General features: G+C 45.1%; 16 protein-coding genes. 1 reads left to right on the top strand and 15 read right to left on the bottom strand.

Going from position 1 to position 18,276, the window contains the following annotated elements:
• The first annotated feature begins 550 nt into the window (after window positions 1–550).
• Entirely contained in the window at window positions 551–1,036 is a 486-nt protein-coding gene (locus tag EAG18_RS03795) for a DciA family protein (protein WP_185745545.1), read from the top strand.
• Window positions 1,037–1,076: 40 nt separating this feature from the next.
• Here EAG18_RS03795 and lpxC read toward each other — a convergent pair whose 3' ends face one another.
• The 15 genes from lpxC to rsmH all read right to left on the bottom strand — a co-directional run bounded on the left by lpxC (window position 1,077) and on the right by rsmH (window position 18,264).
• Entirely contained in the window at window positions 1,077–2,000 is a 924-nt protein-coding gene (gene lpxC / locus EAG18_RS03790) for a UDP-3-O-acyl-N-acetylglucosamine deacetylase (RefSeq protein ID WP_010368639.1), read from the bottom strand.
• Window positions 2,001–2,088: 88 nt separating this feature from the next.
• On the bottom strand, window positions 2,089–3,327 hold the full coding sequence (gene ftsZ, locus EAG18_RS03785) for a cell division protein FtsZ (RefSeq protein ID WP_125251071.1): 1,239 nt from the start codon (window positions 3,325–3,327) through the stop codon (window positions 2,089–2,091).
• Window positions 3,328–3,348: 21 nt separating this feature from the next.
• The gene (gene ftsA, locus EAG18_RS03780; RefSeq protein WP_125251070.1) at window positions 3,349–4,581 is read right to left on the bottom strand and encodes a cell division protein FtsA; all 1,233 of its coding nucleotides are present in this window, start codon (window positions 4,579–4,581) and stop codon (window positions 3,349–3,351) included.
• The gene (locus EAG18_RS03775; RefSeq protein WP_125251069.1) at window positions 4,578–5,363 is read right to left on the bottom strand and encodes a cell division protein FtsQ/DivIB; all 786 of its coding nucleotides are present in this window, start codon (window positions 5,361–5,363) and stop codon (window positions 4,578–4,580) included. The genes ftsA and EAG18_RS03775 overlap by 4 nt, the downstream gene beginning before the upstream one ends.
• Window position 5,364: 1 nt before the next feature.
• The gene (locus EAG18_RS03770; RefSeq protein WP_125251068.1) at window positions 5,365–6,276 is read right to left on the bottom strand and encodes a D-alanine--D-alanine ligase; all 912 of its coding nucleotides are present in this window, start codon (window positions 6,274–6,276) and stop codon (window positions 5,365–5,367) included.
• Window positions 6,273–7,706: a UDP-N-acetylmuramate--L-alanine ligase gene (gene murC / locus EAG18_RS03765; RefSeq protein ID WP_125251067.1), complete on the bottom strand. Its 1,434-nt coding sequence runs from the start codon at window positions 7,704–7,706 to the stop codon at window positions 6,273–6,275. The genes EAG18_RS03770 and murC overlap by 4 nt, the downstream gene beginning before the upstream one ends.
• A gap of 8 nt (window positions 7,707–7,714) precedes the next feature.
• Window positions 7,715–8,782 (bottom strand): undecaprenyldiphospho-muramoylpentapeptide beta-N-acetylglucosaminyltransferase, encoded by a 1,068-nt coding sequence (gene murG, locus EAG18_RS03760; protein WP_125251066.1) that lies wholly within the window; start codon window positions 8,780–8,782, stop codon window positions 7,715–7,717.
• On the bottom strand, window positions 8,779–9,954 hold the full coding sequence (ftsW, locus tag EAG18_RS03755) for a cell division protein FtsW (RefSeq protein ID WP_125251065.1): 1,176 nt from the start codon (window positions 9,952–9,954) through the stop codon (window positions 8,779–8,781). The genes murG and ftsW overlap by 4 nt, the downstream gene beginning before the upstream one ends.
• Complete coding sequence (murD, locus tag EAG18_RS03750) at window positions 9,947–11,275, bottom strand: UDP-N-acetylmuramoyl-L-alanine--D-glutamate ligase (protein ID WP_125251064.1); 1,329 nt, start codon at window positions 11,273–11,275, stop codon at window positions 9,947–9,949. The genes ftsW and murD overlap by 8 nt, the downstream gene beginning before the upstream one ends.
• Window positions 11,275–12,357, bottom strand: coding sequence for a phospho-N-acetylmuramoyl-pentapeptide-transferase (mraY, locus tag EAG18_RS03745; RefSeq protein WP_125251063.1), 1,083 nt, complete (start codon window positions 12,355–12,357; stop codon window positions 11,275–11,277). The genes murD and mraY overlap by 1 nt, the downstream gene beginning before the upstream one ends.
• Window positions 12,351–13,745 carry a UDP-N-acetylmuramoyl-tripeptide--D-alanyl-D-alanine ligase gene (gene murF / locus EAG18_RS03740; protein WP_125251062.1) on the bottom strand — a complete coding sequence of 465 codons (1,395 nt, stop codon included), beginning with the start codon at window positions 13,743–13,745 and terminating at the stop codon, window positions 12,351–12,353. The genes mraY and murF overlap by 7 nt, the downstream gene beginning before the upstream one ends.
• The gene (murE, locus tag EAG18_RS03735) at window positions 13,742–15,205 is read right to left on the bottom strand and encodes a UDP-N-acetylmuramoyl-L-alanyl-D-glutamate--2,6-diaminopimelate ligase (protein ID WP_125251105.1); all 1,464 of its coding nucleotides are present in this window, start codon (window positions 15,203–15,205) and stop codon (window positions 13,742–13,744) included. The genes murF and murE overlap by 4 nt, the downstream gene beginning before the upstream one ends.
• Window positions 15,198–17,012, bottom strand: coding sequence for a penicillin-binding transpeptidase domain-containing protein (locus EAG18_RS03730; RefSeq protein ID WP_125251061.1), 1,815 nt, complete (start codon window positions 17,010–17,012; stop codon window positions 15,198–15,200). The genes murE and EAG18_RS03730 overlap by 8 nt, the downstream gene beginning before the upstream one ends.
• Window positions 17,009–17,332 (bottom strand): cell division protein FtsL, encoded by a 324-nt coding sequence (gene ftsL, locus EAG18_RS03725; RefSeq protein ID WP_125251060.1) that lies wholly within the window; start codon window positions 17,330–17,332, stop codon window positions 17,009–17,011. The genes EAG18_RS03730 and ftsL overlap by 4 nt, the downstream gene beginning before the upstream one ends.
• The gene (rsmH, locus tag EAG18_RS03720) at window positions 17,332–18,264 is read right to left on the bottom strand and encodes a 16S rRNA (cytosine(1402)-N(4))-methyltransferase RsmH (protein ID WP_125251059.1); all 933 of its coding nucleotides are present in this window, start codon (window positions 18,262–18,264) and stop codon (window positions 17,332–17,334) included. Before rsmH ends, ftsL begins: the two co-directional genes overlap by 1 nt.
• Between the last annotated feature and the right edge of the window lie 12 nt (window positions 18,265–18,276).

Below are 18,276 nucleotides of genomic sequence, written 5' to 3'. Positions count from 1 at the left end.
CTAAAGCGCCTCACCGATTTGGTTTGACTGGTCATATAACCTGAGCAACGGATAATAAGTACCTTTCGCACAGCCAGTTTTTCACACAAATTGACCAAGCGCACGGCTGGTAATAGCTAACACTATCTTGCTCAATACTTGTTCAATTTAGGGTGTAAACTGACAGAAGCTCACTTTATCCATACAGATAACATGACGAAAGAAGGTAAATAGCCTGGGCTTCAGATAATTAATACCTTTCTAGCAGCCAGTTTCGACGCTAGACAATGAGATAAATTAAGCTTTTCCTTAACAGCAAGTTAGGGCACGCCTTATCAAACCCTCAGGGTAAATACGCTAGATGAGTTTTTTAAGAAAATTGGTATCAACTCGCTTATTTCTCAAATCCCAGATTTGTATTCACACAAATATTAGTACTTATGGATTTCTCAATATCGAGTCTCTGTTATAATTCAAAGAGACTGAGAAACGACAAATACGATACGTCATGTACCTGTGCTTGTTGATATGGCGGTTATTTTTTATTTTTCAACCTACGGGAAGTAAGTCATTGGCTAAAAATCGCTACAATCCAAAGCCATTGGATGAAGTTATGGGTGGGTGGTCTGATAAACTCAATCAGTATGGCCAAAAAAGTGCGCAGGCCGCACAATTACAAACTTGCTTAGTCGAGACGCTCGGACCTATTTTGAGTAAGAAGTGTCGAGTCGCGCATTATCGAGAAGGCACACTCACAATAGAGGCCGCTTCAGCGACCCTAGCCACACGCCTCAACTTTTTAAAAATGGATATACTTAGCGCTTTTCGAAAGGCGGGTATTCATGACTGCGCTTTAGTGAAAATCACAACAAACCCTGAGGCACAACAGCGGCTAAATAATACTGTTGAGTCACCATCCACAGCTTACAAAGCTAACCGTAACATGAGCCAAGCAACTGGCGAGCAACTGCTGGCATTAGCAGAGTCGGCACCACCTTCATTGAAGGCCAAGCTAGAAAAATTAGCCAAACACGCAACCACAGCGCAAAAAAAATGACGCCTCAGCGTCATTTTTTTATTAATACCAATTAAGATTTTTAAGCAGTTGCAGTATTGATACCAGCTTCCATACCTGGTGCAGGCATGCTGACCGGCTCTTCAAAGGTTGCCCACTCCCATGCTGATTCTGTCGCCATAATCTCGCGCAGTAACATGTTGTTAAGGCCGTGACCTGATTTGTAGCATGAAATTTTTCCTAGAATGTTGTGGCCCGCCATAAACATGTCGCCAACACAGTCTAAAATTTTGTGCTTTACAAATTCGTCCGCATAACGAAGCCCATCAGGGTTCAATACTTTAAACTGATCCAGCACCACTGCGTTATCCATGCTGCCACCTAGTGCAAGATTGTTGGCGTGCATGTACTCAATGTCTCGCATGAAACCAAAAGTACGCGCTCGGCTGATCTCTTCAGTAAAGCTTTGTGCAGTGATGTCTAAACCAATACGTTGGCGGCTCGCATTTATTGCAGGATGGTTGAAGTCAATTTCAAAGTCGATATGAAAGCCGTCGTAAGGCTCTATTTCAGCCCATTTGTCGCCGTCTTCAACACGCACCTTCTCTTTAATGCGAATAAAACGCTTAGCAGCATTTTGTTCTTCAATACCGCCTTTCTGAATTAAGTAGATAAATGGCAATGCACTGCCATCCATAATCGGCACTTCAGCGCTATCTAATTCAACAATTAGATTATCAATCCCAAGTGCAGCTACCGCAGCAATCAAATGCTCAGTAGTAGACAAGCGAACACCGTCTTTATTCGTTAAACACGTACACAGTTGCGTGTCGCCCACAGCTTCTGGCGTTGTTTCAAAGTCAACAACTGGGTCTAGATCAACGCGGCGAAATACAACACCTGTATTCACACCAGCTGGTCGGAGAGTGATCGTGACCTTTTCACCTTTGTGTAAACCTACACCTGTGGCTTTTACGACTTGTGCAATCGTACGTTGTTTAATCATATATTCGCCCACTTAAATTTCAGATAGGCGGCGGAGTATAACATAGTTCCGCCAGACTGCCAATCTCTGTTTAATTTTTATACCAACTTTAGTCTGACTGCTTACGCAAGAAAGCAGGAATATCGAAGTAGTCGCCTTTTTCCTTACTATCATTGCTCGCATTTGTGGCCGGCTTCGGTGCTGCTTTTTGCTCTTGCACTTGAGGAGCTGGCGCTTCAGCTGGCTGTTCCGGCTCAGCTGATGACGTTTGTGGCTGTGTAAAACTTGGTACGTACATGCTAGTTTGTGAGCTTGATTGTGTGCCACCTACCGCATCCGAACCTGACGCTTGCTTGAAGCCATTGTCTACAATACCAAACTGAGGACGACGATCTCCACCCAAGCCAGTAGCTACGACGGTAACTCTTAGCTCTTCACTCATTTCAGGATCAATTACCGCACCAACCACAACTGTCGCATTTTCTGACGCCAGTGCTTTGACATGATTACCAACTACCTCAAACTCCTCGATAGTGATATCCATACCCGCAGTAATATTTACCAAGATACCTTTTGCACCAGTTAAATCAACATCTTCTAGCAACGGGCTAGAAATTGCAGCTTCAGCAGCTTCTTGTGCTCTGTCTGGGCCTGTTGCTGATGCAGTTCCCATCATAGCCGTCCCCATTGCTGACATCACCGTTCTTACATCTGCAAAGTCAACGTTGATTAGACCTGAGCGAGTGATCAGCTCTGCGATCCCCTGAACTGCGCCGTAGAGTACATCATTCGCTTTAGCAAACGCATCTAGCAGTGTAGTCCCTTTACCAAGAACTTTAAGCAGTTTGTTGTTCGGAATTGTAATAAGTGAATCTACAATTTCTGACAACTCGGCAATCCCCTGCTCAGCTGCCGCCATACGCTTTTTGCCCTCTAGGTCAAATGGGCGCGTAACTACAGCGACAGTCAAAATACCTAATTCTTTTGCCGCGCGAGCAACCACAGGTGCAGCACCAGTACCTGTACCACCACCCATACCTGCGGCAATAAAGACCATATCGGCGCCTTCTAGACTACTTTTTATAGTCTCAAGGTCTTCTTCCGCTGCGCTTTTACCCACTTCAGGGTTTGCGCCAGCACCTAAGCCCGAAGTAATTTGTGTACCAAGCTGTACCGTAACATCCGCGGATGAACGGCGTAGCGCTTGTGCATCAGTATTCGCAACAATAAAACGAACACCTTCAATTTCTTGATTCACCATGTGTTCTACGGCATTACCACCACCGCCACCAACACCGATGACTTTAATGACAGCTTCTTCGCTGTGCTGTTCCATAATATCAAACATCTTCACTCTCCGACTTGAGTATTAAAACTCGCCTTGGAACCATTTTGTAACACGGTTCCACCAACTCCCCTCTACATCTGCTTTCGACTTCTGTGCATTCATCGATTGCAGCGATCGACCATATTGTAATAGGCCAACGGCTGTTGCATATGCAGGGTCATCCACATAATCAGTTAATCCTTTAATACCAATCGGTTTACCTATTCTGACTGGCATTTGGAATATATCTTCAGCTACTTCTTGTGCTCCTTGCATCTTGGCGCTACCGCCGGTGAGCACAAGGCCAGCCGCAATTTGGTCTTCAAACCCAGAACGACGAATTTCGTCTTGCGCTAATTCAAATAGCTCTCTGAATCTAGGCTCTACTACTTCAGATAATGTATGACGCGACATTATCCGTGCAGGTCGCCCACCCACACTTGGTACTTCTATGGTTTCTTCACTTGAGGCCATTTGGCTTGCGGCATACGCATATTGTACTTTCAGAGACTCGGCATGCGAAATAGGTGTTCTAAATATTTTTGCAATATCTCCCGTCACTTGATTTCCAGCAACAGGAATAACCGCGGTATGACGCAATGCACCATTAACATAAATTGCAATATCCATGGTGCCACCACCGATATCTAATACTGCAACACCCAGTTCTTTTTCATCTTCCGTCAGTACCGAGTAGCACGACGCCAGTGCATTAAACGTTAACTGATCAACTTGTAGACCGCAGCGTTCAACACACTTTTCGATGTTTTTAGCCATATCATTCGAGCATGTAATAATATGAGCTTTTGCCTCCATTCGAACACCGCTCATGCCTAGTGGGTTTTTAATTCCCTCTTGCATATCGATGCTATATTCCTGTGGCAATGAATGCAGCATTTTGCGCTCAGCAGACATAGGCACAGAGCGTGCAATATGGATAACATTGGCAATATCATCATCCGTCACTTCCGCGTTGTTAATTGCGACTACACCACTTTCATTTTGACATTGAATGTGTTTGCCAGAAATCCCCAAATATACCGAGCTAATTCGACAATCTGCCATTAGCTCAGCTTCATCTACGGCACGCTTGATGGATTCAGAAACAAGGTCTAAGTCATTCACTCCGCCTTTGTCCATTCCGTGAGAATCTTGGCGCCCAACACCGACAATACTAAGTTGATTGTCCACAGTGATTTCCCCAACCGTGGCGACGACCTTTGATGTGCCCACATCCAATCCAATCACTAAGTTTCTTTCTGCCGACTTCGTCATGCTTCACTCTTGTTATTTTGTTGTTCTTTCTGCTCAATGGGTTCTTTCCAACTCACTGCCAGTCCCGTGTCGTATCTTAAATCAATCACGTCTATCACTTTGCCTTCAGGGCGCTCCATGCGAGGATATACATCTATAAAACGTTGTACTCGTTTTGCTTTATCTTCTCGTCCCAAATTCAAGCGGATGCCGTTATTTAGCCATAATTGCCAAGCAAAACGTTCAGAAAGCGCGAGACTCTCCAACGTAAACTGGTTCACGGCTAGTAAAGCTTTAAACTGCTTAAATGTGTGCCAAGCTTCCTCAGCACTGCCTTCAGGGCCATATAACTCCGGTAGCCCTTCTGGTAATTTGTTGCTTATCGCTTGAAATACTTCACCATCACTATTGAGTAATAAGTCGCTATTCCAATGTGCAACGGGTTTATGCTCCACCACATATACTTGCAGTGTATCCGGCCATTGTTTTCTAACCGATACCGTGGCAATCCATGGAAGCGACTTTACGGCCTCATGCACCGCTTTTACATCCAATTTAAAGAAACTCGTTAAGTCGGTCGTTTTTATCGCCGTTACAATGTCATCTTCATTGGTAAAATAAGGCTTACCAAGTACTTTTAGCGTTTTTATCTGTGCATCATGATGCACGACTAACCAATCGCTTACCCAGTATGTACCTCGTATCAATGTAAAAATAACAGCAAAGAAAAAGCCCAGTCCCCAGAATAGGGGCCAGTTCACTTTGGAACTGATAAGCTTTGCCTTCACCAAAAATGCTCGCATCTTAAAGGGTTTGCTCCAAAATGCGAACAACTAATTGCTCAAAACTTACACCCGTTGCTTTTGCAGCCATAGGCACGAGAGACTTTTCTGTCATGCCGGGAACGGTATTGACTTCCAATAAATAGAAATGCCCCTGCTCATCTTGCATTGCGTCAACTCGCCCCCACCCCGTCGCGCCAACCAATTCAAACGCGTGTTTTGCCATCACCTGTAATTGTTCAGTATGCGCTGCGCTAATCTCTGCAGGGCAATAGTATTGAGTGCTATTAACTTGGTACTTAGCTTCGTAATCGTAAAACCCACGTGGGGTACGCATTTCAATAACGGGGAGCGCATTTTTACCTAGCATAGACACCGTAAATTCCCGACCTGTGATCCATTGCTCTACTAAAACTTGGTCGTCAAATTTGAAGGCGTTATTTAGTGCTCCAGTGAGGCTTTCTTCGCTATCGGCTTGTGCCATACCAATACTAGAGCCTTCGTGGCTCGGCTTGACCATAACTTTACCAAATTGTGCTATGAGTGCCTTAGCATCAAATCCCGTTTCTTTGCTTACGACAGCGTAAGATGCAGTGCTGAGCTTTGCCGACTGAAATAAGTGCTTGCAGCGAACTTTATCCATCGCAAGCGCGCTACCTAATACACCGCTGCCTGTATATGGGATCCCCATAAACTCAAGAGCGCCCTGAATCGTGCCATCTTCGCCACCACGACCATGTAGCGCAATGAATACGCGTTCCACACCGAGTTCTTTCAGTTCCCATAAATTACGCTCTGCTGGGTCAAAAGCAATTGCGTCAACACCTTGGCTAACAAAAGCATTTAATACCGCATTACCAGACTTAAGCGAAACCTCTCGCTCAGCTGAACTGCCACCAAGTAATACTGCTACTTTACCAAACTGACTACTCATAACTTACTCTGTTTTAATTGCTCTATTGATAGCCCTGTTGCGGCTAGCTGTTTTACGATTTGGCCAATATTACCAGCCCCTTGCGTTAACACTAAATCCCCATCTTGTAGCGTGGTTGCTAATACTTGCGCAAGTTCAGCATGATCGCTGATATGAATAGGCTCTACGCCACGTTGACGTAAGCTACGGCACAAACTTTTACTATCGGCACCAACAATTGGTGTTTCACCAGCACTGTAAACATCCAACAGCAGTAACTTATCAGCATCACATAGTACTTTTACGAAATCTTCATATAGGTCTCTTGTGCGGCTATAACGATGAGGCTGATAGATCATCACAAGGCGCTTATCTGGCCAGCCAGCTTTTGCAGCTTGGATGGTCATAGCGACTTCAGAGGGATGATGTCCGTAGTCATCAACTAACATCACTTCTCCAACTTCGTTTTTAAATGCACCATAATGTTGGAAACGACGACCAACGCCTTCAAAGCTCGCTAATGCTTGATAAATCGCATCATTTTCAATGTTGTGATCTTTAGCAACAGCTATCGACGCCACAGCATTGAGAGCATTGTGCTTACCTGGCATATTGAGTGTAACCTCAAGCACCTCACCTTCTTTTGTTTTTACTTTAAAGTGTGATTCACTCTGTGTTTGTGTGAAATCAAATAACTGATAGTCAGCGTCCGCCGCTTCGCCATAAGTAATAGTGGGTCTTGCAAAGCGAGGTAGTAGCTCTTTTGCTACAGGGGAGTCAATACAAACAACCGCTAAACCGTAAAACGGTAAATTATGGATAAACTCTATGTAGGTGTCTTTCATTTTTTCAAAGTCACCATCATAAGTATCCATATGATCTGCTTCGATATTTGTAACTACAGATACCATTGGCTGCAAGTGTAAAAACGACGCATCGCTTTCATCTGCTTCCGCAATAAGGTACTCACTGCTACCTACTTTGGCGTTGCTACCAGCACTATTTAATAGACCGCCAATGATAAAAGTAGGGTCTAACTGTGCCTTGGCAAAAATACTCGCAATCAAGCTTGTTGTTGTCGTTTTACCATGCGTTCCAGCGACTGCTATACCGTGGCGAAAGCGCATCAGTTCGGCAAGCATTTCTGCACGTCGAACAATCGGTGTTCGATTGGCAAGCGCAGCTTGGATCTCTGGATTTTGCTCATTAATTGCGCTAGACACTACAACCACATCTGCGGTTTTTACATTATCGGCATGGTGGCCTATGAAAACCTCAGCGCCCATTTTGCTTAAACGCTCAGTCATTGCACTGTTAGCAATGTCTGAACCTGTGATACGGTAACCTTCAAAGGCCAGCACTTCGGCAATACCACCCATACCAGCACCACCAATTCCAATAAAGTGGATGGTGTTGATACGTCGCATTGCTCTTCTGCTTGAAGCTTCCATTTACATTCCTAATTCGATAATTCTGTACAAATATGGGCAACTTTAGCCGTTGCCTCCGACTTACCGCATTGTCTCGCTTTAGCCGCCATCAGTGCAATTTTTTTCGGCTCAGTGACTAAGGGCAATAATATCTGCGTGAGTGTTTCAGCGCTCAACTGTGATTGCTGTACTAGCTGTGCAGCCCCCGCTGAGACTAAAAACTGAGCATTCGCTGTTTGGTGATCATCAACAGCATGTGGGAAAGGCACAAATACTGCCATTTTTCCAGCAGCCGCGATTTCACTTACAGTCAAGGCGCCTGCCCGGCAAATTACAATATCTGACCAAGCGTATGCGGTGTCCATATCATGAATGAACTCGCTGACTTCAGCATTAACACCCACATTTTCATAATATTTTTGCACGTCATTTTGATTATTTTTGCCACTTTGATGGCGAACTGCCAGTGATACATCAGGTGCTTGTTGTTGTAACTGAGCCAGCCCTTCAGGTACCACTTCATTGAGTGCACGTGCGCCAAGCGAGCCACCCACTATCAATATGTTTAACGGTACCGAAGGCGATTTTTCTGTTATCTCAGCCACACTCGCTCTCACAGGGTTGCCTACGACATCAGCGAGCTTTTCACTAAATGCTCCTGGAAACCCTGCCAATACTTTGGTGGCAATTTTAGCCAATAGTTTGTTACTCATTCCCGCAACTGCATTTTGCTCGTGGATCACCAAAGGGATCCCAAGCAGTTTTGCAGCCACACCAACAGGCCCCGTCACATAGCCTCCCATAGCCAAAACCACATCGGGCTTGCGTTGTCGCAATATCTTTTTGGCTGCAAGTATGGCCTTCAGCACCATAAATGGCGCGGTAATTAAGCGTTTTATACCATTACCACGAACCCCTTTCACGGCAATAAAATCTATCTCAAAGCCGTAACGTGGAACCACGTCGGCTTCCATTCTATCGGCAGTCCCAACCCAGCTCACTTGCCAGGCTTGGCTTTGTAGAAACTGTGCTACAGCAATACCAGGAAAAATGTGCCCTCCTGTACCGCCCGCAACCACAAGAAGACGCTTTGTCATCGCCTACCTCCACGGGATGTTGCTTGCCTTGTCGACATTTTAGTTTCAAAATCAATACGCTGTAGAATAGCAGCCGCAATTGTCATCACCCAAAGACTCGAACCACCATAAGAGATAAATGGCAGAGTGAGGCCTTTGGTGGGCAAGATCCCTGCACTTGCGCCAATATTTACAACGGCTTGAAAAGCAAACCAAATACCAATCCCCAGCGCAAAGTACCCCTCATACTCCTTATTGGCCTTCAGTGCTTTTTGACCAATAAAAAGCGCTCGAGTCACTAACACACCCAGTAAAATGATAATGCTGAATACACCAACAAAGCCGAGCTCTTCAGCGATGACAGCAAAAATAAAGTYGTTATGCGCCTCTGGCAGGTATTGTAGTTTTTGGATGCTATTGCCCAAACCTTGACCAAACCAGCCTCCCTGTCCATAAGCCATCAACGACTGTACTAATTGATAACCGGCACCAAATGGATCTTCCCAAGGATTTAAAAAACCGACTACTCGCTTCATTCGATAAGGCTCAATGATGATGAGTAACACCACCAAAGAAACCCCTGTTAACATCAAAGTGAAAAACTGCCATAACTTTGCGCCTGCTAAAAATAACAAACCAACCGTTGTGACAAACATGACCACTACAGTTCCTAAGTCAGGCTGCATTAAAATTAAAAATGCGTAAGCCGCAAATACTATCATGGGCTTGGCGAAGCCTTTGATATTCTCTTGTACTTCATCACGTTTGCGTACCAAATAACCCGCAATATAACTAAAGAAAAATAGCTTTGACGCTTCAGCAACTTGCAGACCAAACGGCCCCAACGGGATCCATCGTCTCGCGCCATTCACTTCTCTGCCGATAATCAGTACTGCAACCAATAATATCAGTCCAAAAAGTAACAAATATGGATTGCTCCGTTTCCACCAAGTCATCGGAATATTTGAGGTAAACCAAAACAGTAAAAAAGAGCCGACTAAAAAAATGACATGCCGAATAGTAAAGTGCAGCGGATTATCAAACAGGCGCTCAGCAACCGGCATTGATGCACTCGTGACCATCACAAACCCCACTCCAATAAGCATCAGCATGCAGTACATCAATGGCACGTCAAACAAGCTTTCGGACTGGCGAGGCGTTAAAGCCTCTCTTAGGTTTGTGATACTAAACAAGCGTGTGTTCCTCCACTAACTGAACGAACTCATCACCGCGAGCCATATAATTTGGATACATATCTATGCTGGCACACGCAGGCGCAAGCAAGACAATATCCCCAATGGTAGCAATACTCTTTGCCGCAATAACCGCTTCTTTAAGATTATTGACTCTATGGCTGTTGCGCAGCAGCGGCATAAACTGCTCACCGTCCTGACCAAAACAAAATAATGCTTTACAGTGTGCGTTTAGCGGTGCTTTCAACGGTGTTAAATCGGCACCTTTGGCATCACCGCCGGCTATCAAGATAATATTTCGCTTAGTGTTTGCTAATGATTCAATCGCAGCCACCGTTGACCCGACATTGGTGGCTTTCGAATCATTGAAATAGCGCACGCCAGCAACATCCGCAACCAATTGACAACGATGAGGCAAGCCACGAAACGCTCCAAATGCAGTGGCAAATGCACTAGTTGGCAGCTGCATCGGCGCCAATAATGCCAACACGGCTAAAGCATTAAACTGGTTGTGTTTACCCACCATCGCAAGCGAGCTTACTGGCAATAATGGCGTTTGCTTGTAGGCAAAATAAGGTTCATGTGCCACCTTCATCAAATGATAATCCCCTTCAGTGAGGGATACACTGCTGCCTTGACCATGTTCTGCAAAGGTATGTTGATCTTCAGCATTAAAAACAATATGTTCAACATGCTGGTAAATACGCTGCTTGGCTTTAATATAGGCCTGAAAATCTGGATACCTGTCCATATGATCTTCTGTAATATTCAAGATCATCGCAGACAAGCAAGCCAAGCTGTGGGTTGTTTCTAGCTGAAAGCTAGATAGCTCCAACACATACACATCGTGTTCATCATCGAGTATTGACAGTACTGACGTGCCAATATTTCCGCCAAGTCCAACTTTTAACCCTGCGGCTTTGAGTACTTCTGTTGCCAGACTCACCACTGTCGACTTGCCATTTGACCCAGTTACAGCAATAACTGGGCGAGTGTTCAGTCGAGCAAATAATTCAATATCACCAATCACCTCCACTCCCTTAGCAATAGCCTGTGCCACGCTCTGTTCAAAAAGCGGGATCCCTGGGCTGATAATGATAAGGTCGGTCTGTGCCAAAGCGGCATCTGCAAGGTTGCCAAATACCGCCTCACAATCCGGTGCATTATGATTCAGCCAATCTGCACAGGGAGGAACCGGACGGCTATCTACCACCTTTGGATTGATACCGTGCGACAATAAAAAACGCACAATCCCTTGTCCTGTGACGCCAAGCCCCAGTACGGTGATATGTTTTTTTTGTAATTGTTCAATATACGTCATTATCTAATCTTCAACGTGGCAAGACCTGCTAGCACCAAAATGATTGAAATGATCCAAAAGCGCACGATCACGCGAGGTTCAGGCCAGCCTTTTAGTTCATAGTGATGATGAATAGGTGCCATTCTAAAAATTCTCTGTCCTCGGAGCTTGTACGAGCCAACTTGTAAAATAACGGACAGTGCCTCCATAACAAATACGCCCCCCATAATGATCAACACCAATTCTTGGCGCACCAGAATTGCAATAATACCAAGTGCACCACCAAGGGCTAACGAGCCAACATCCCCCATAAACACTTGTGCGGGATACGTGTTAAACCATAAAAAGCCAAGTCCAGCACCAACAATTGCAGTACAGACCACCACCAACTCACTTGTTAGTGGTAAATGAGGAATATGAAGGTAGCTTGAGAAATTCGCGTTACCAGTCACATAAGCGATAATGGCAAGAGCCGAAGCAACCAAGATAGTTGGTACTATCGCCAACCCATCAAGACCGTCTGTAAGGTTAACGGCATTTGAAGTGCCCACAATCACAAAATAGCTCATCACCAAGTAGAACAAACCAAGTTGCGGTAGGACATCTTTCAAAAATGGCACAACTAGGGTTGTTTCAGCCGCATTGGTTGAGGTGAAGTATAAAAATGCAGCGGTAGAGATTGCGATCACTGACTGCCAAAAGTATTTCCAACGGGCGATAAGGCCTTTACTGTCTTTTCTGATCACTTTGCGATAATCATCAACAAAACCCACAATACCCAAGCTGCCGATCACAAACAGCGTTACCCATACATATTTGTTACTCAAATCTCCCCAAAGTAACGTGCTGGTAAAAATAGCTGCAAGGATCAAAATCCCGCCCATGGTTGGTGTACCAGATTTAGAAAGATGAGATTCAGGGCCATCATCGCGTACTGTTTGTCCAATCTGCATGCGCTGTAGTGCCGCAATAAGTTTTGGACCGAAATATAAAGAGATCATCAAGGCTGTTAAAATACCTAAAATCGCTCTTAAAGTGAGGTAAGAAAAAACGTTAAACCCTGAGTAGTATTGGGTAAGATACTCGGCTAGCCAAACTAACATGTTACTTCTCCTGTCTCGCTATCCGACTGGCCAGCGTTTACTAATTCTTCAACCAGCAATTCCATCCGCGCGCTACGTGATCCTTTTACAATGACAGTGCATCGGCCTGATTGCTCAGCCAACACTACTTTTAACGCCTTCATCAAACTTTCTCTTGTGGAGAAATGACGATTTGGTTTTTCAAATACATTACTGGCGCTACTACTTAGCACCCCCAAAGAAAACAACTCATCAATGCCTTGCTGTTTCGCGTACTCGCCTACTTCTTTGTGATACTCACGAGCCCCTTCACCAAGCTCAGCCATATCACCTAGCGCTAATACTTTATAGCCTGACATCGAAGCCAGTAAATCAATGGCGGCGTTGACCGATTTGACATTGGCATTGTAAGTATCATCAACAACTCGTAGCGTATCCGACACTTGGATCATGTTGACCCGGCCTTTCACTTCAGCCATCTGTGCAAGACCCGTAGCCACTTCTTCAAGGCTGGCACCTAACTCAGTTGTTAACGCCGCAGCAATGAGCGCATTACTGACATTGTGTTGTCCTGAAAGTGGTAAGCTAACCCTGACACTCTGGTTGTCTCGGCATAACTTAAAGGTAGGTCTAGCCAACTCGTCTAGCACCACCTCGTCCACCCATATGTCGAGCTGTTCATGTAAGCTATAACGTTTAACATTCGTGACAGTTAGGTTTTCTTGCCACATCGCAGCGTAATCGCTATCTGCGTTAATCACAGCGACACCATTTGCTTTTAGGCCTGAAAAGATTTCCCCTTTGGCTTTACCTACACCATCTATTGAGCCAAACCCTTCAATGTGTGCAGGTGCAACGTTACATACAGTGGCAACATCGGGACTCACGAGCGCTGTGGTATAGGCTATTTCCCCTAAATGATTAGCACCTAATTCAACCACCGCATATTGATCTTCTTCAGTCAACCGCAGCAAGGTTAAAGGAACACCTATATCATTGTTAAAATTACCTTTTGTTGCTAACACTTTGCCTTTTTGCGCTAAAATAGCAGCGCACATTTCCTTTACCGTGGTTTTTCCAACACTGCCGGTGATCGCAATGGTTTTAGGCGCCACAGTGTCAATCACAGCTTTACCAATTTGACCTAAAGCAATACGGGTGTCATCAACGACAAACTGCACTAAATCAATATCTTCATCAGGGCAAGATACAATAGCCGCTATCGCGCCCCGCGCCTTAGCCACTTCCAAAAAGCGATGGCCATCAAAGTTAGGCCCTTTAAGCGCTAAAAATACTTCTCCAGACTCAATGGTTCTGGTGTCCGTATTGATGTTGGCGACTGCCAAATTCTCCCCGTTGTAAGAGGTTTTTAAGACTGCTGCAAGCCAAGAGAAATCCATCTTGATCATGCCTTTTCCCCTTTTAAAATCGCTGTAACACATTGCCTATCGCAAAAATCAATGCGCTCAGTACCTATAATCTGATAATCTTCATGACCTTTACCCGCGATCAACACCACACTATTTTTATCAGCCAGCGCTATCGCGTGTTGAATGGCCAGCCCTCTATCTGGCTGGCAGACAGCATACTCAGGGTTGATGAGTCCTGCCTTAATATCTGCAATGATTACATTAGGATCTTCACTGCGAGGATTGTCACTGGTGATCACCAATTTATCCGCAAACTTTTCCGCCGCTCGGGCCATCTCAGGACGTTTGCCTTTGTCTCTATCACCACCACAACCAAACACACAGATAAGCTCGCCTGGGACATGTGCACGTAATGCTTGTAACGCTAGCGCTAAAGCGTCGGGGGTATGGGCATAATCGACAATACAAGTTGGCTTTTCTGGTGCACTATAAGGCTCCATACGCCCAGCTACCGGCGATAATTTAACGCAGGCACAGGCTAGTGTTTCGAGGCATTCTCCTTGAAGGAGTAAGCTGGCAAACGCAGCAGTTAAGTTATACAGGTTAAACTCACCATAGAGTGGCACGTTAATTTGACACTCACCCCAGCTGGTTTTTAATGTCGCGCTCAAACCATGCGGATGTGTTGATACTGCATCAAAAAACACATATTGCTTGAACGCATGTTTTGCATCCCAGCGCCCATAAGCTACGAGAGTTTCATCATTGAGGGCATGCGCCCAGCTAGCACCAACCTCGTCATCAATGTTGATGACCTTGTGCTTAGGCGCACAACGGGTAAAAAGTAATTTTTTGGCTTCTGCGTAGCTTTGCATATCACCATGATAATCAAGGTGATCACGAGTCAGGTTAGTGAAAATCGCCACATCAAAGTCACACTCATCAACGCGCCCCTGAACTAAACCGTGAGAAGAAACCTCCATAGCTACGTGCGTAAAATCGCGGCTCAACGTAGCGAGAATACGTTGTAAGTCGACATTTGATGGCGTGGTATTTGCCAATGGAATAAGTCTATCAGGATGACCAAAGCCAAGAGTCCCAACCACCGCTCCTGCACGGCCAACTAAAGTGGCTAAATTAGCAATCATGGCAGTAGTCGTAGACTTGCCATTGGTACCGGTCACCCCTGTTAATTTCAGCTTTTTGCTTGGCTGGCAATAAAATTGGGCAGCGATAGCCGCTAGTTTCTCAGTTAGGTTATCCACAAAAATAACCTGCTCTGGTGCCACATTTGGTTCACTTGCTGTTTCAGCTAATACGCACTTAGCTCCTTGCGCAATTGCACTGGCAGCATATTTAGCGCCGTTTTGGGTATGCCCCTGTAACGCAATAAAGCAATCTCCAGGTTCAATCGCTCTACTATCAATTCGTAAGTTCTTAACTTCAATAGTGTGAGTATTGACTCCAAATTCACTTAATATTTGAGCCAAATCACGCATCATTATCGGCTCCTGAAACATACGCTACACGCCCTTTATCTGGCGCTACATTTAAAATTCTTAGTGCATTGGACATGATTTCTGCAAAAGCCGGTCCCGCAGTTTGGCCGCCGTAATAAACATCACCTGCAGGCTCATTAACCATAACAACCACCGCAAGTCGCGGATCGCTCACCGGTGCGACCCCCGCGAAATAACCAACATACTCATCACCATAGCCGCCTGCTACTGCTTTTTCTGAAGTACCGGTTTTCCCCGCAGCGCGATACCCATCAACTTTTACGTTATGGGCGGTGCCGCCACGCTCAAATACAGATTCCATCATTTCCACTACAGCTTGAGTATCTTGCTCGCTAAATATACGTCTCCCCTCTGGGACTTCATCTTGCTTCACTATGGTCAAAGGTCTCAATATGCCTCCAGCGCCAAACATGGCATATAACCTTGCCATTTGTGCCGTACTCACAGAAACCGCGTAGCCATAAGACAAAGTTGCAATTTCGAAGTTAGACCAGCGGCGGTTTGGATAAAACAATCCTGCACTTTCACCAATCATATTGGACCCTGTTGGTTCGCCAAAACCAACTTGTTGATAAAGATTGATGAACGCTTCTTTCGGTAGCATTTGCGAAATTTTAGCCACCCCCATGTTACTGGAGATTTTAAGAATTTCTCTGAGGCTTAGCTCACCATTATTACGTGTATCTTTAACCAACCCACCACTTAGGTTCATCCAACCTGGGTGTGTATTTATCATGTCATTAGCTTGAATTGCGCCATAATGTAGCCCTGCTAACACAGCCAAAGGCTTCAGCGTTGAACCTGGTTCAAACAAATCTGTCATGGCGCGGTTACGACGTTTATAGGGCGCTGCCGTGCTAAGATCATTAGGATTAAAACTTGGGCTGTTGACCAAAGCTAAAATTTCACCTGTATGGACATCTACCACCATTGCTGAGCCAGAAGTGGCTTTATAGCTCAAAACTGCGGATTTTAGCGCTCGGTACGCGATGGCTTGAATACGTAAATCAATACTTAAGTACACATCTTCAGGCTCAACACGTTGTTCTTCAGATAAAACCTGAACCTCGCGGCCTTGAGCATCCTTACGGATTGTACGTTTACCAGCTGTGCCGGTGAGCGCAGAGTCAAACATCCGCTCCACACCTTCAATACCTTTGCCGTCAATATCGGTTACACCGATCATATGTGCCGTGACTTCACCACTTGGGTAAAAGCGCTTGGACTCATCAAGCAAGTGAACGCCTGGTAGGCGCATTTGACGAATATAATTAGCGACAACGGCTGTCACTTGCCGCTTTAAATAAACAAAACGACGGCTTGGGTCTCCCCGAAGCCGTTCATCGACACTTTGTGGTTTTAGCCTGAGCACATCGGCGAGTTCTTTCCAGCGGATTTCATCGTCATACCAAGCTTGTTTTCGCAATGTCAACTCAGGCTCGTTTTGTGCCAACGCTTTGTGGTCTTCTCCCTCTTTACGAGCTTTACGAAGTACCTTTTTTGCCAGCGCTTTATCGATAGCTAAAGGATCAGCATACACACTTACCACAGGCACGCTTACCGCAAGCTCTTTGCCATTTCGGTCAAAAATCATCCCGCGCTGAACATTTAACTTTTCAACACGAACTGTACGCTTTTCGTTTTCTTTAATCGCTTTATCAGGCTCTATGACTTGCAAAAATGCCGCTCGTGCGACCAAAGTCATAAAAACCATAAGCATCACGCCACATACCAGCGCAAAGCGCCAAGTGATGATTGATTGAGTCTTTTGCTTTGGCTTATTCATGGCAGCACAATCACCTGTTCGTCTTTACTTGTTGGACGTTTCATTTCTAGCTGCATCTTGGCAATCTCTTCAATCCTTGCATGCTGTGAATAAAATTCCTCTTCAACAACGAGGTAACGCCATTGCAGATCTAATTCATCACGTTGCTGTAATAGCTCATCTTGTAGTATTAATTGTTGCCTAGTTAAATGTGTGATCTGAACAACACAAAGTGCAGAAATCAAGATCGTCAGCAGCAACAACGCCGTTAGCTTATTAGAAATTAAGAAGTGGCTAATTTCGACAAACAGATTCGGTTGGCGTTGCTTGCTGGCATTCATTAGAGCTTCTCCGCCACTCGCAATACCGAGCTGCGAGAACGTGGGTTCAGTGCAATCTCTTGATCGCTCGGTTTAATGGCTTTACCCACTGCCTTTAAGGTGAGATTTTGTTTAAGTTGTTCATCCGTTAAAGGCAGACCTCTGGGTATCGCCTCTCCCTTACTCTGCTTCTTGATAAACTGCTTTACGATACGATCTTCTAAGGAATGGAACGAGATCACCACTAACCGCCCACCAGGTTTTAATACCGCTAGGGAGGCTTGCAATGCCGTCTGAATTTCTTCTAACTCACTGTTAATATAAATTCGAATAGCTTGAAAAGTACGAGTTGCGGGGTGCTTGTGCTTATCTTTCACAGGCACAGCATCATCAATTAATTGTGCTAATTGCGCCGTGGTGGTAATTGCGGTGTGCTCGCGTGTTTCGATGATTTTACGTGCAATACGGGTGGCAAACTTCTCTTCACCGTATTTTTTTATCACAAACACCATTTCTTCTAGTTCAGCTTCAGCGAGCCATTGAGCAGCACTTCGACCCGAATCAGGATCCATCCGCATATCCAGTGGCCCGTCTTTCATAAAACTAAAACCACGATCGGCATCATCAAGTTGAGGAGAAGATACGCCTATATCCAGTAAAATACCGTCGACTTGACCTAAAATCCCAGCCTCTTCAGCGACTGATTTTATTTCTGAGAAACGACTGCGCGCGATTGCAAAACGCGTATCATCAGCAAACTTCTGAGCAGCTTTGATCGCTTGAGGATCCTGATCAATCGCTTGCAAACGCCCAGAGGTTAATCGCTTGAGGATTTCGCCTGAGTGCCCACCTCGTCCAAATGTTCCGTCGATATAAATACCTTCGGGATTGATTGCTAGAGCATCTAATGTTTCGGCCATTAACACCGAAATATGCTTAAACTCTTCGCTCATTAATTTATCTAC

It is taken from the genome of Pseudoalteromonas sp. J010, assembly GCF_003934235.1.
Lineage (GTDB): Bacteria > Pseudomonadota > Gammaproteobacteria > Enterobacterales > Alteromonadaceae > Pseudoalteromonas > Pseudoalteromonas peptidolytica.
The sequence above is the reverse complement of the archived record's forward strand: the minus strand, read 5'-3'. Positions and strand labels throughout refer to the sequence as shown.